This is a genomic window from Sphaerisporangium siamense, assembly GCF_014205275.1.
Lineage (GTDB): Bacteria > Actinomycetota > Actinomycetes > Streptosporangiales > Streptosporangiaceae > Sphaerisporangium > Sphaerisporangium siamense.
Map to the genome: position 1 here is coordinate 5,415,431 of NZ_JACHND010000001.1, position 12,784 is coordinate 5,428,214.

Consider the following 12,784-nt stretch of genomic DNA (forward strand, 5'->3'; position numbering starts at 1 on the left):
CCGGGGGCGTCGTCGTCCGCGCGCCGGGTCAGTCGCGGCGCGGCCCGCCGGCGGCGCGGGGGACCAGCGCCATCACGCGGGCGGGGCTGCCCGTGCCGCCGACCAGGCGCAGCGGCGCCACGATCACCACGGCGCCGCGCGGCGGCAGCCTGTCGAGGTTCGTCAGCGAGGTGACGCCGTACTTGCCCGCCCCGAGCATGTAGTAGTGCACCGGGGTCGGCGGGTCGAAGGTGGGCGAGGCGCCCGCGTCGGTGCCGACCGTCTCGACGCCGACGCCGACGATCCCGGTCTCCTGGGCCAGCCACCGGGCGCACTCCGGGGCGATGCCGGGGGTGCGGGGGCGCCCGGAGGCGTTGTTGAGGAACAGCGCGACGTCGTGGGCGCGGGCGTCCCATCCGGTCCGGTAGAGCAGCCAGCCGCCGTCGGGCAGCGGCCCGTGCTCGCGCGCGAAGTCCTGCAGCTCCTCCTTGGTGAGCAGGTAGTCGGGGTCGGCCGCCGCCTCCGCGGACTTGTCGATGACGACGGCCGGGCCGACCAGGCGCCGCAGCGGCACGCCGGCGACGTCCTCCCCGCCCTGCCCGCTGACCCAGTGGATCGGGGCGTCCAGGTGCGTGCCCACGTGCTCGCCGAGCTCCAGGTCGTGCCAGCGCCAGCGCGGGCCGCGCTCGTCGTAGTGGGAGATCTCCCGCATGCGCAGGCCGCGGGTGTTGACGAAGGGCTCGGGCACGCGCATGACGGGCGTGCCCTCCGACAGCGGCTGGGTGAGGTCGACCAGGTCGACCTCACCGTCGGACAGCGCGGCGAGCAGGGAGCCGAGCGGCGTGGTGGCGGTCACTTTCAGATCTCCAGAAGGTCGGTGCCGAGCAGGATCTCGCCGTCGAACGTCTTCGCCACGAGGCGCACCCACTCGTCGTCGCCGACGAGGTCGTTGTCGGGCAGGATGTGGTTGAGCACGACGGTCCGCACGCCCGCCTCGGTCGCGATGCGCCCCACGTCCTCCGGAGAGGTGTGGTCCTCGCGGTAGTGGCGCAGCACGGCCTCGGGCGCGGCCGGGAAGGTCTGTAGCATGGCCTCGTAGTGCAGGACCTCGTGGACGAGGACGTCGGCGCCTCGGGAGAAGCCGGCGATGTCGTCCTGTCCGCCGCGGTCGCCGCTGAAGACGATGTCGCGGTCGGGCGTGCGGAAGCGGTAGGCCACCGACGGGACGAGCCCGTGGTTGACCCGGATGGCGCTGACGCTGACGCGCTCGTCGCTCATCACCACGACGGGCTCCCGCTCGATGGGCCCGCTCATCTCGAACTCGTGCGGGCGGGGGATGGGGTCGAAGGGAGGCCGGCCGGTCTCCTGTTCCCGCAGCCGGAAGTCGAATTCGTTCAGGCGCGCGTAGTCGGCCAGCAGGCCCACCAGGCGGGGCGGCCCCCAGACGTCGACGGGCGCGCGGCGGCCGGCGAACCACGTGTAGGCGAGGAAGTTCCCCAGCTCGCTGTTGTGGTCGAAGTGCTGGTGGGTGACGAAGACGTTGTCCACCTCGGTGAAGGACAGCCCCGCCCGGACGAACTGGTGCGGCGCCCCCTCGCCGCAGTCCACGAGGTAGGGCACGCCGTCGACGACCACGACGTTGGCCGGGCCGTGCCTGCTCTCGTTCTTGTGGATGGTCGGGCCGCCGCCGCTGCCGAGGAGGATCAGCCTGCTGCGGGCGGGCGCCTGCGGGCCCCCGGGGTCGGTTGACATGTGAGCGCTCCTTCAAAGCTTCGTACAGAAACATTCAACACCTAACTCCGGAAAGGTGTCTACTTAGGTCCCGTCCCGCCGTGGAGGAGCGCCCTTCTGGCCTTCGCCGAGGCGGGGAGTCCGGCGGCCCGGACCGCGCGCCTGCCGCTACGCGCGGGCGCGCAGGGCCGTGCGGAGCCGCTGGGGGCCGCCGAGGAGGTCGGCGGCGGCGGCGTACCCGCTGGCGCCGGCCAGGCCGGGGCCCGGGTGGGTGCTGGCGCCGATGTGCCACAGGCCCTTGACCGGGGTGCGGTGCGACCGGGTCGAGCCGAGGGGCCGCCACACGAGGTTCTGGTCGAGGTCGGTGGCGCCGCCGTACGGGTCCCCGTCCACCAGGTTGACGTCGCGGCGTTCCAGTTCGGCGGGCGGGAGGACGGCCATGGCCGCGATCCGCGCGCGCAGGCCGGGCGCGTGCGCCTCGATCCGGTCGAGCACGCGGCCGGTGTACCGCTCGACCAGCTCGGGGGTCCAGCCGTCCAGCGTCTCCGTACGGTCGGCCGCGTCGCCGGTCGGATGGCGGGGCACCTCCTGGAGCTGGATCCAGAGCGCCGCGCCGCCGGGCGGCACCCGGCTCGGGTCCAGGACGTACTGCTGCCCGACCACGATGGTCGGGTGCGCGGGAAGCAGCCCCGCCTCCGCCTCGGCGCAGGCCAGCGCCACCCCCGCCCCGCCGTCGCACAGGTGGACGAGGGGGACGGCGCCCAGCTCGGCCCGCCGCCAGGCGAGCGGCTCGGTCAGGGCGAGATGGATCTGCATGGCGGCCCGCCCGTGCCGGAACCGGGACGCCTCGGCACGCACCCGGGCCGGCACGGCGCCGGCGTCGGCGAGCAGGCCGCCGTAGAGGGCCCGCGGCGTCACCGACGCCAGGACCTGCCCGGCCGCGAAGAACCGGCCCGCCGCGACCACGCCGCCGACCCGCCTGCCCTTGGTCTTCACGCGGGTGACCTCCGCGCCCACCCGCACCTCGCCGCCGTGGTCCTCGATGACGCCGCGCAGCGCCTCGGCCAGGCGGCCGGCGCCGCCCTCCAGCACGGGAAGCCCGGCCCGGTGCAGGCCCGACAGCATGAGCATGCCGGCCACGCCGCCGGTCGCCCCGCCGGGGGCGAGCCCCGCGTGCAGCAGCCAGGGGGCGAGCAGCGCCTCCACGTCCCCGCCCGCGAAGCGCCGGGACGCGAACCCGTGGCCGCTGGAGAGCGCGTCTCGGACGAACTCCTTCATGCCGAACAGGCCCACGGTGCGGGCGACGCCGAGCAGCCCCCGCATGGCGGCCGGCGAGCGCGGGTCGTGGTTGAGGATCCCGCCGAGGTGGGGGGCGAGCGCCCGGATGCGGGCCAGCTCGGCCAGGTACGCCCGCCCGTCGCCGGACGGCAGGCCGGCCGCGGTGCGCTCGGGGTCGCGGTGCAGGAGCACGACGTCGCCGTCGCGGCGGACCGTGGCGGTGACGACGTCCTCGGCCGCGCGCCAGCGCAGCCCCCGCCCGCGCAGCTCGGCCGCCAGCAGCGGCCAGGCGGGGCCGCCGAGGAAGGTGCCGTGCCAGGAGCTGAAGGTGTCGTGGAGGTAGCCGGGGAGCGTCAGCGGTTCGGTGGCCACGAGCCCGCCCGGCCGCGCCTCACGCTCGAAGACGACGACCCTGCGGCCCGCCTTGGCCAGCAGCGCCCCGGCGACGAGCCCGTTGATCCCGCTGCCGATGATCGCGATGGGGCCGCCGGACGTCATCGGGCGGCCTCGCTGCGGGTCCCCATCCGTCCTCCTTCGATAGACATAGCAGAGGGTTGAGATGTTACCCTTTTGGCCGGCGCCTTCAAGCGGGCGGAGAGGGGATTCGATGAGTTCGATGAGCACGGGACGCGCGCCCCGGATCCACCCGGTGATCCACGTGGCCGGCGTCGCGCAGATGCTCGCCGAGATCGGCAAGGCCGTCGCGCACGACGTGGACGGCGTGTTCCTGATCGACCACGACGCCGACGACGCCCGCCTCTTCCGGTGCGTGGCCGCGGCGCGCGAGCGCCACCCCGGCCTGTTCCTGGGGGCCAACGTCATCAAGCGCGGCCCGCACGCCTCGCTGGCCCTCCTGCACGAGGCCTTCCCCGGCGGCGTGCCGCTCGACGCGCTCTGGACGGACCGGGCCGCGGTCGGCCTCGGCGGGCCGGAGCCGGAGTTCGAGCGGTTCGCCGCCCTGCGCGCGGGCATCGGCTGGCACGGCCTGCAGTTCGGCGGCGTGGCCTTCAAGTACCAGGACCCGGTGCCCGACGCCGTGCTGCCCGACCTCGCGCGCGCCGTCCGCGACCACGTGGACGTGCCGACGACGTCCGGCCCCGGCACCGGCCAGGCCGCCGGCCGCGCCAAACTGGAGGCGCTGAGGTCGGGGCTGGGGGACCGTCCGCTCGCGCTCGCCAGCGGTGTCACCCCGGACAACGTGCGGGTCTTCGCCGACCTGGTGGACCACATCCTCGTCTCGACCGGCGTCAACGCCCCCTCCGGGGGCATCGACGAGCGGTTGCTCGCCGCCCTCCTGCGCGCGGTGCGTGAGGAGCGCTGAGAACGGGCCCGAGAACGGGTACGGAGGCCGCCACAGGACGGCCTCCGTACGACGTTCGGACCCGGCGGGTCACGGCGTCCGGCGGATCAGGCTCTTGAGATCGGGAGCCTGCTTGATCCAGCCGTACTCCTTCATGAAGCCGCCGAGCACCTCGAAGGTCTTCTCGTCCACGTCGGTCCGGTAGTCGGCGATGGCCATCTTCGCCGCGACGTCCGGCTTGATCGCCGTGAAAGTAGGGATGATCTTCCGCACCTCGTCCGGGTGGGCCTGGGCGTACTCGTTGGCCTCCCTGAGCGCCGCGACGAAGTCGTCCACCGTCTTGGCGTGCTCCTGCACGTAGGACCTGGAGGAGAAGTACGTGGAGAAGGCCGTGCCCTTGCCGGCCAGATCGCCCTGCGGGTTGCGCAGGACCACCTCGTCGCCGGCCGCGCTCGCGCCGCTCAGGAACGGCTCGATGAGGAACGCGGCGTCGACGCGCCCGCCCTCCAGGGCCGCCCGCATGTCGGGGTAGGGGAGGGCGAGGAACTTCAGCGAGCCGGGGTCGCCGCCGGCCTTCTCCATGGCGGCGCGGAGCACCAGGTCGTTGACGCCCTGCAGCGCGTTGACCGCGACGGTCTTGCCCGCCAGGTCGCCGATCGCCTTGACGGGGCTGCCCTTCTTGACCACGATCGCCTGGCTCAGCGGGTCGCCCTGGGCGATGGCCCCGGCGATCACCGTGATGGGCAGCCCCTTCGCCTGGGCCTGGATCTCGGGCACGGGCGCCGCGAAGCCGAACTGGTACTCGCCGCTCATCACCGCCGCCGTGGCGGCGGCCCCCGTCTGGACCTCCTTCAGCTCCAGGTTCAGCCCGTGCTTGGTGAAGAAGCCCTTCTGTTTCGCGAGGTAGAGAGGGGCGACGTCGATGGTCGGGATGATCCCGACCTTGACGGTGGTGGTTCCGCCCGCCCCGGGCGCCTCGTCGGCCGTGCCGCCGCAGGCCGCGGCCGCGACGCAGATGAGAAGAACCGCGCTGGCCAGCTTGCGCATGGACCACTCCTTGCGGGTGGGAGTTCTGATGAGAAGTGCTCGGGGCGCCGGCCACCCGGAGTGGGGACAAGTTACGCACTACTTCGGCGAGGTGTCAACGATATGCCGCCGGTCTTGACGGTGGGCATCTCCGCCGATTCAATGGTCAACGCATCACCAGAGTGACGTGTTAATCGTTGGGAGCGCGTATGACCCGGCCGTTGTTGCGGGATACCGGCATGAAACTCGGCATCTTCTCGGCGAACTGCAGTAGCGGGCTGGCCGTGACCAAGGTGCCGGAGCGCTGGTCGGGAAGCTGGGAGGACAACCTGGCCATGGCGCGGCTCGCCGACGCCGCCGGCATCGACTTCCTGCTCCCCATCGCCCGCTGGATCGGCTACGGCGGCGACACGAACTTCCACGAAGGCGTCCTGGAGCCCATCGCCTGGGCCGCGGGGCTGCTGGCCAAGACCGAACGCATCACCGTCTTCTCGACGATCCACACCGCCTTCAACCACCCGCTCGTCACCGCCAAGCAGATGGCGACGCTCGACCACATCGGCCAGGGACGTGCCGGGCTGAACATCGTGGCCGGGTGGAACAAGCCCGAGTACGACGCCTTCGGCGTGGAACTGCCCGAGGGGCACGACGCGCGATACGCGCTCGGACAGGAGTGGTTCGACCTCGTCCGGCGGTTGTGGACCGAACCCGGATCCTGGGATCACCAGGGGACGTACTTCACCCTCAAGGGGGCGGCGAGCGACCCCAAGCCGTTCGCCGGGCCGCTGCCGATCTTCAACGCCGGCGCGTCCCCGCAGGGCAGGGAGTTCGCGGCGCGCAACGCCGACTTCATCTTCACGCCCTTCATCGACCTCGCCATGGCCGCGCAGGTGCGGGCCCGGGTCACCGAGGCCGCGGCGGCGCACGGCAGGACGGTCGGCATGCTCACCTCCAGCCACGTCGTCTGCCGGCCGACCCGCGAGGAGGCCAGGGAGTTCTACCGCTGGTACTCCGAGGAGAACGCCGACTGGGACGCGGTCGACAACCTGATGGCGCTGCAGAACACCCACGCGCAGTCGTTCTCCAAGGAGATGCTCGCCGGCTACCGCTGGCGCTTCGCCGCGGGGCACGGCAGCTATCCGCTGGTCGGCACCCCGGACGACGTCGCCGCCGAGCTGGAGGCGATGTACGGGGCGGGGGTCGGCGGCACGACGCTGGCCTTCTTCGACTACGTCAAGGAACTGCCGTACTTCGCCGACGAGGTCCTGCCGCGCCTGCGTAAGAAGGGCGTCCGCCTCGTGTAGGCGCGCGGCCGTCCCCACAGGACCCCGCCGGACGCTCCGTCCGGCGGGGTCCTCGCGTTCAGCGCACCGAGAACGGGTCCCGCGTGGCGCCGGTGAGCTCCACCCACACGGTCTTCAGCTCGGTGTAGTCGCGCATCGCCTCGAAGCCGTTCTCCCGGCCGATGCCGCTCAGCCCGTAGCCGCCGAACGGCGCGGCGGGGGAGTAGGCCCGGTAGGTGTTCACCCACACCGTCCCGGCCCTGAGCCGGTGCGCGACCCGGTGGGCGCGGTGCACGTCGCGGGTCCACACCCCCGCGGCCAGGCCGAAGCGGGTGCCGTTGGCCAGCTCGACCGCCTCGTCCTCGGTGGAGAACCGCATCACGGTCACGACCGGGCCGAAGACCTCCTCCTGGACGATCTCCATGTCCGGCGTCACGTCCGTCAGCACGGTCGGCGCCACGAAGAGCCCCGGGAGGCCCTCGACCGCCTCGCCGCCGCACGCCACCGTCGCGCCCTCGGCGCGCGCCTGCGCGACGCGGGCCAGGACCTGCTCGTGCTGGGCGGCGTTGACGAGCGGCCCCATCTGGGTGTCCTCGTCGGTGGGCGACCCGAGCCGGATGGCCTGGGTGCGCTCGACCACCTGGCGCAGCACCTCCTCGTACAGGGAGTCGTGCACGAGGAGCCGCGAGCCGGCGATGCACGTCTGCCCCGAGCCGATGAAGACGGCGTTCATCGCCCCGTTGACCGCCGCCTCCACGTCGGCGTCGCCGAACACGACGTTGGCGGACTTGCCGCCGAGCTCCAGCGTCAGGCGGGTCATGTTGCCGAGCGCGGCCCGTCCCACGGCGATGCCGGTCGCCGTCGAGCCGGTGAAGGCGATCTTGTGCACGCCGGGGTGCGCGGTGAGGGCCTGCCCCACGGCGGGGCCGTACCCGGTGACGACGTTGTAGGCCCCGTCGGGCAGGCCCGCCTCGGCGAGCGTCCTGCCGAGTTCGACCGCGGTGACGGGGGTGTGGTCGGACGGCTTGACCACCACCGGGCATCCGGCGGCCAGCGCGGGGGCGAGCTTCCAGGCGAGCAGCAGCAGGGGGGCGTTCCACGGGATGATCGCCCCGACGACGCCGACGGGCTCGTGGCGGGTGTAGACGAACATGTCGGCGCGGTCGGTGGGGATCGTCTCGCCCTGGAACTTGTCGGCCAGGCCGGCGAAGTAGTGGAACCACTCCGCGACGTAGCCCACCTGCGCGCGGGTGTCCTTGAGCAGGCGCCCGCTGTCCCGGGACTCCAGCACGGCCAGGTGCTCCAGGTCACGGGTGATCAGGTCACCGGCGCGGCGCAGCACGCGGGCCCGGTCGAAGCCGGTGAAGGCGCCCCAGGAGCCGTCGAGCGAGGCGGCGGCGGCGCGCACCGCGGCGTCGACGTCGGCCGCGTCGCCGTCCGCGACACGGGCCCAGACCCGGCCGCTCGCCGGGTCGACGCTGTCGAATGTGCGGCCGGAGAGCGCGGCGCGGCCCCGTCCGTTGACGAGCATCGGGAAGGTCTGCACATCGGCGGCAGGTCGGACGTCTGCGGTCATCGATGCCTCTTTCGGTGGGGGACCCCTGCAGAATAGTTAACAGATCACTGAGGTGACAAGTTTAGCATTATGCCTCCCGTCCGGCACCGGCGATATGGGGGTGGCTATCATGACCCGTGGGCAAAACGTGCCATAGGGGTTGATATGGCAAAGGAGTGGTTGATGTTCCAGGACAGTGCCCATGTGGACACCTTCGTCCTCGATCGTCTGCCGCCCCGATCCCAGTGGCCCGAGTTCGGCTACGAGCTGCCCGACCTGCGGCTCCCCGACCGGCTCAACTGCGCGCAGTGGCTGCTCGACGACCGGGTGGCCGGCGGCGCAGGGCCGCGTCCCTGCCTGATCGGTGAGGAGACGAGCTGGAGCTACGCCGAGCTCCAGGCCGCCGCGAACCGCGTGGCCGCCGTGCTGCGCGACGATCTCGGCGTGGTGCCGGGAAACCGGGTGCTGCTCCTCGGCCCCAACTCCCCGATGCTCGTGGCCTGCTGGTACGCCGTCATGAAGGCCGGCGGCGTCGCCGTCACCCTCGTCCCGCACCTCAAGGCCCGGGAGCTCGCCGAAGTGGCCCGCCACGCGGCGATCGAGGTCGCGCTCTGCGACCGGCGGTCGGCGGGGGAGCTGATCGCGGCGCGAGAGTGGTCGGAGCTGTCCCGGATCGCCGCGTGGGGCGGGACGGACGGCGACGCGGCGGACCCGGGCGCCGGCCCGCTGATCGACCTCGACGCGCTCATGGAGGACCGGCCGGACGACTTCGCGACGGTGCCGACCTTCGCCGACGACCCCTGCCTGATCGCCTTCACCTCCGGCTCGACCGGCCGCCCCAAGGCCGCCGTGCACACCCACCGGGAGCTCGCCGCCATGTGCGCCTGCTTCCAGGGGGCCGCGCTCAACCCGGCGCCCGGCGACGTGTTCACCGGCAGCGCGCCCATCGCGTTCACGTTCGGACTGCTGGCGCTGGCCTGCTACCCGATCCACTGCGGCGGCTCGGTGGTCCTGCTGGAGAAGGGCGGCCCCGAGCCCCTGCTGCGGGCCGTGGAGGAGCACGCGGCCACCATCTGCTTCACGGTCCCGACCGTCTACCGCACCTGGCTGCGCGACCACGAGCCGGACCTGGCCCGGCGGGTGGCCACGCTGCGGGTGGCGGTGTCGTCCGGGGAACTGCTGCCCGCCGCGACCTGGCTGGCCTTCCATGAGGCCACCGGCATCTCCCTGGTCAACGTCCTCGGGTCCACCGAGATGCTGCACGCCTTCATGAGCACCGGCGCCGACCCGCCGCGGCCGGGCTCGGTGGGCAAGCCGGTCCGCGGGTACCGGGCCACCATCCTCGGCGCCGACGGGACGGAGCTCAAGGACGGCAGGACCGGGCTGCTCGCCGTGAAGGGCCCCACGGGCTGCCGGTACCTGGACGACGCCCGGCAGGCCGAACAGGTGCGAAACGGGTGGAACCTCACCGGGGACCTGGCCCGCCGGGACGCCGACGGGTACTACTGGCTCGAAGGGCGCTCCGACGACGTGATCGTCTCGGCCGGGTACAACATCTCCGCCATGCAGGTCGAGGAGACGCTGCTGGAGCACCCCCAGGTCAGGGAGTGCGCCGTCGTCCCGCGCCCGGACGGGCTGCGCGGGCACGTGGTCAAGGCCTACGTCGTGCCGGGGGAGGGCCTGCCGCCGGGGGAGGAGGGGGCCCGCGCGCTGCAGGTGTTCGTCACCGAGCGGATCGCGGGCTACAAATCGCCCCGCGTGATCGAGTTCCTGGACAGGCTGCCGCGCACGGCCAACGGCAAGATCGCCCGTCAGGCGTTGCGGCACCGGTCGGCCGGCAGCGGGCAGGTGCGGCTGTTCCCGGACTGAGCCGTTCCCGGCGCGCCCTAGCGCACCCCTTCGTCCGGCGTGGCCAGCAGGTCGAAGTGCCGGTGCGCCTGCTCCTTGAGCGCCGGGTAGACCACGTGGAACAGCTCGACGGACTGTTCCCGCGCCGCGCCGCCGGACGGCAGCCCGGGGTCCAGGAAGGGGAACTGCCGGAAGTTGTGCACGAGCTTGGTGCGCACCCGGAACGCCTCGCCGTCCGTCAGCTCACGGCGCCCCCGCTCCGCGCCGTAGGGCGAGAACTCGGCGAGGAACGTCTCGTAGCGCGCGGTGAGGCCGGCGAGGTCCCAGGCGCGCTCGATCAACGGCCCGAGGCCGAAGCCCGGGGAGGGCTCGCCGGTCATCAGGCTGACGAACCGGTCGATGTCCAGGTCCTTGACGAGGTTGACGACCTCGGGCTCGCGGTCGCCGAGCGAGATCCAGGTCGCGTCCTGGACCGAGCCGAAGCCCAGGAACCGCAGCCGGCGGGCCAGGCGGGCGCGTTCGAGGCGGGAGTCCTCGGGGAGGGTGTGCCACAGGACCGTCATCCGCTGCGGCGAGAGCTCCTCGCGGCCCAGCCGGAAGATCCGGTCGTCGCCTTCGGCGATGACGCGCTCGGTGCGCTCGGTCAGGCGGTAGGCGACCAGGCGTCCGTTCTTCACGCGGGAGATCAGGTCGCGGCGGGCCAGCCGCGTCAGGGCCACACGGGAGGCGCCGACGGAGAAGCCGAACTCGCCGAGCAGCCGGACCAGGCCGCCCGACCACACGCTGTCGAGCCGGTGACGGACGTTGTCGGCGAGTAACGTCACGACGAGGTCCTGAGGCTGTGGCGGCTCCAGCCACCCCGCCATGGGCACCCCGGATGCCTCGCCCGTCTCCGTGACCTTCGACGACTTGCTGTTCTTGGTCATCTGCGCCCTTTACCCCTTACCTGGCCCCGTGTCCTAGAAGGCTGTCAAGTGTCCGATTGGTGACCGGCCTCTTGACAGGCGCTCCCGCCTGGCTGAGTATACCTAACACCTCAGTGCGTTGAGCTGTTTACTGATTTAGGAGGAGCGCCATGGCGTCTCCGCGTACTCATGCACCACCGGAGGTCACCGCCGTGCTCGCCCCTCCCTTGCGCGGTCGCGGCACGACCCGTCCGGCCCCTCCCTGGGTGCTGCCCACGGCGACGGTCGTCGGCGTGCTGGTGGCGGCCGAGCTCGTGATCCGCAGCGGCGTGGTGGGCACGCACTTCCCCACCATCACCGCGACGGGCCGGGCGCTCGGACGGGAGGTGACCCAGGCGGGCTTCTGGACGGCCATGGGCGAGACGACGTACGCCTGGCTCGCCGGATTCGGCCTCGCCACGCTGATCGCCATCCCGCTCGGGCTCGGCATCGCCTCGTCCCGGTTCGCCTTCCGCAGCAGCCGGCTTCTCATCGACTTCCTGCGGCCGATCCCGCCCGTGGCGATCCTGCCGCTCGCGGTGCTGGTGCTCGGCACCGGCACCCAGATGAAGATCTGGCTCGTGGTCTTCTCCGCGCTGTGGCCGGTGCTGTTCCAGACCATCTACGGCGCCCAGGACGTCGACCCCGTGGCCCGCGACACCGCGCGCGCGTACGGGCTGAGCAGGCTGGAGCGGTACCGGTACGTCGTCGTCCCGAGCGCCGCCCCGTACATCGCCACCGGCCTGCGGCTGGCGGCGACGATCGCCCTGGTCGTCACCATCGCGACGGAGCTGATCGTCGGCTCCGCCGGGCTCGGGTACCGCATCAACCAGGTCAGGTACGCCGACGACACCCCCGCGATGTACGCCCTCATCTTCGTCGCGGGCATCCTCGGCTGGCTCATCACCGTGTGCTTCCGATACCTGGAGAAACGCCTGCTGCACTGGCACCACTCCCAGCGCGTGGAGGCCGGCCGATGAGGCGCCGCCTGCTCGGCCTCGCGGCCGAGGCCTGGCTGCCGGTGGCGATCCTGCTGGTCTGGTGGTTCGCCTCAGCATCGTCCACCTCGGCATACTTCCCGTCCCTGCGGACCATCGCGGTGTCCTTCTACGACACGTGGTTCTCCGACCGCATGATCACCGACGTGCTGCCGAGCCTCGGCCGGTTCCTCGCCGGCTTCTGCGTCGCGGCGGTCCTCGGCGTCGCCCTCGGCACGGTGCTGGGTACCGCCCCGGCCCTGCGCCGGGCGGTGGACCCGATCTTAGACTTCTTCCGCTCCCTGCCCAAGCCGGCTCTGCTGCCCATCGCCATCGTGGTGTTCGGCGTCGGCGACGGGATGAAGGTGTTCATCATCGCCTTCAGCACCCTCTGGCCCATCCTGCTCAACACCATCGACGGCGTCCGCGGCGTGGACCCGCTGCTCCTGGACATGTCCCGGGTGTACGGCATCGGCCGCGCCCAGCGCATCGGGCGCGTGGTCCTGCCCGCGGCGAGCCCGCAGATCTTCGTCGGCGCGCGGGTGTCCCTCTCGATCGGCCTGATCCTCATGGTCGTGTCCGAGATGGTCGCCTCCACCAACGGCCTCGGGTACTTCGTGCTGTTGTCCCAGCAGACCTTCGCCATCCCCGAGATGTGGGCCGGCATCATCCTGCTCGGCGTCATCGGCTACCTGACCAACTTCCTCTTCGTCCTGGCCGAGCGCCGCCTCCTCGCCTGGCACAAGGGCTGGCGGGCCACCGCCCTCGGCGAGGCCGTCGCCGCCCCCACGCCCCGGCCGGCGGGGACGGCCGCCGGCACGACACCCCCGGTCGCGTCGAGCTGACCTTCCGCGACCAGCCGA

The 12,784-nt window shown here is 72.5% G+C and carries 11 protein-coding genes; 5 read left to right on the forward strand and 6 right to left on the reverse strand.

Features of this window, described 5'->3' with window-relative positions:
• Positions 1 to 28: 28 nt before the first annotated feature.
• The 3 genes from BJ982_RS24900 to BJ982_RS24910 form a co-directional block, all read right to left on the reverse strand.
• Entirely contained in the window at positions 29 to 835 is an 807-nt protein-coding gene (locus BJ982_RS24900) for a cyclase family protein (RefSeq protein ID WP_184883899.1), read from the reverse strand.
• Between the two features lie 2 nt (positions 836 to 837).
• Positions 838 to 1,731: an MBL fold metallo-hydrolase gene (locus BJ982_RS24905; RefSeq protein WP_184883900.1), complete on the reverse strand. Its 894-nt coding sequence runs from the start codon at positions 1,729 to 1,731 to the stop codon at positions 838 to 840.
• A 147-nt stretch (positions 1,732 to 1,878) separates the two neighbouring features.
• A complete protein-coding gene (locus BJ982_RS24910; protein ID WP_184883901.1) occupies positions 1,879 to 3,486 on the reverse strand; it encodes a phytoene desaturase family protein in 1,608 nt (535 codons plus the stop codon).
• Between the two features lie 118 nt (positions 3,487 to 3,604).
• On the opposite strand from BJ982_RS24910, the gene BJ982_RS24915 reads away from it, so the two are divergent.
• The gene (locus tag BJ982_RS24915; RefSeq protein WP_184883902.1) at positions 3,605 to 4,309 is read left to right on the forward strand and encodes a BtpA/SgcQ family protein; all 705 of its coding nucleotides are present in this window, start codon (positions 3,605 to 3,607) and stop codon (positions 4,307 to 4,309) included.
• Between the two features lie 69 nt (positions 4,310 to 4,378).
• On the opposite strand, the gene BJ982_RS24920 is transcribed toward BJ982_RS24915, so the two are convergent.
• Entirely contained in the window at positions 4,379 to 5,335 is a 957-nt protein-coding gene (locus tag BJ982_RS24920; protein WP_184883903.1) for an ABC transporter substrate-binding protein, read from the reverse strand.
• A 218-nt stretch (positions 5,336 to 5,553) separates the two neighbouring features.
• On the opposite strand from BJ982_RS24920, the gene BJ982_RS24925 reads away from it, so the two are divergent.
• The gene (locus BJ982_RS24925; protein WP_203959333.1) at positions 5,554 to 6,618 is read left to right on the forward strand and encodes an LLM class flavin-dependent oxidoreductase; all 1,065 of its coding nucleotides are present in this window, start codon (positions 5,554 to 5,556) and stop codon (positions 6,616 to 6,618) included.
• 58 nt (positions 6,619 to 6,676) lie between these two features.
• Here BJ982_RS24925 and BJ982_RS24930 read toward each other — a convergent pair whose 3' ends face one another.
• Positions 6,677 to 8,173: an aldehyde dehydrogenase gene (locus BJ982_RS24930; protein WP_184883906.1), complete on the reverse strand. Its 1,497-nt coding sequence runs from the start codon at positions 8,171 to 8,173 to the stop codon at positions 6,677 to 6,679.
• Between the two features lie 162 nt (positions 8,174 to 8,335).
• Here BJ982_RS24930 and BJ982_RS24935 point away from each other — a divergent pair, with 162 nt between their 5' ends.
• Positions 8,336 to 10,021 carry an AMP-binding protein gene (locus BJ982_RS24935; RefSeq protein WP_203959332.1) on the forward strand — a complete coding sequence of 562 codons (1,686 nt, stop codon included), beginning with the start codon at positions 8,336 to 8,338 and terminating at the stop codon, positions 10,019 to 10,021.
• A 17-nt stretch (positions 10,022 to 10,038) separates the two neighbouring features.
• On the opposite strand, the gene BJ982_RS24940 is transcribed toward BJ982_RS24935, so the two are convergent.
• Positions 10,039 to 10,926: a PaaX family transcriptional regulator gene (locus BJ982_RS24940; protein WP_203959331.1), complete on the reverse strand. Its 888-nt coding sequence runs from the start codon at positions 10,924 to 10,926 to the stop codon at positions 10,039 to 10,041.
• A gap of 149 nt (positions 10,927 to 11,075) precedes the next feature.
• Between BJ982_RS24940 and BJ982_RS24945 the strand changes: the two genes are divergently transcribed.
• Positions 11,076 to 11,924: an ABC transporter permease gene (locus BJ982_RS24945; RefSeq protein ID WP_184883909.1), complete on the forward strand. Its 849-nt coding sequence runs from the start codon at positions 11,076 to 11,078 to the stop codon at positions 11,922 to 11,924.
• Positions 11,921 to 12,766: an ABC transporter permease gene (locus BJ982_RS24950; protein WP_184883910.1), complete on the forward strand. Its 846-nt coding sequence runs from the start codon at positions 11,921 to 11,923 to the stop codon at positions 12,764 to 12,766. The genes BJ982_RS24945 and BJ982_RS24950 overlap by 4 nt, the downstream gene beginning before the upstream one ends.
• Positions 12,767 to 12,784 lie beyond the last annotated feature (18 nt).

Excerpts from the sequence above, each read along its gene's own strand:
- BJ982_RS24930 (WP_184883906.1), bottom strand. The coding sequence starts at position 8,173 with ATGACCGCAGACGTCCGACCTGCCGCCGATGTGCAGACCTTCCCGATG.
- BJ982_RS24935 (WP_203959332.1), top strand. The coding sequence starts at position 8,336 with ATGTTCCAGGACAGTGCCCATGTGGACACCTTCGTCCTCGATCGTCTG.
- BJ982_RS24920 (WP_184883903.1), bottom strand. The coding sequence starts at position 5,335 with ATGCGCAAGCTGGCCAGCGCGGTTCTTCTCATCTGCGTCGCGGCCGCG.
- BJ982_RS24945 (WP_184883909.1), top strand. The coding sequence starts at position 11,076 with ATGGCGTCTCCGCGTACTCATGCACCACCGGAGGTCACCGCCGTGCTC.
- BJ982_RS24925 (WP_203959333.1), top strand. The coding sequence starts at position 5,554 with ATGAAACTCGGCATCTTCTCGGCGAACTGCAGTAGCGGGCTGGCCGTG.
- BJ982_RS24940 (WP_203959331.1), bottom strand. The coding sequence starts at position 10,926 with ATGACCAAGAACAGCAAGTCGTCGAAGGTCACGGAGACGGGCGAGGCA.
- BJ982_RS24915 (WP_184883902.1), top strand. The coding sequence starts at position 3,605 with ATGAGCACGGGACGCGCGCCCCGGATCCACCCGGTGATCCACGTGGCC.
- BJ982_RS24905 (WP_184883900.1), bottom strand. The coding sequence starts at position 1,731 with ATGTCAACCGACCCCGGGGGCCCGCAGGCGCCCGCCCGCAGCAGGCTG.
- BJ982_RS24950 (WP_184883910.1), top strand. The coding sequence starts at position 11,921 with ATGAGGCGCCGCCTGCTCGGCCTCGCGGCCGAGGCCTGGCTGCCGGTG.
- BJ982_RS24910 (WP_184883901.1), bottom strand. The coding sequence starts at position 3,486 with ATGACGTCCGGCGGCCCCATCGCGATCATCGGCAGCGGGATCAACGGG.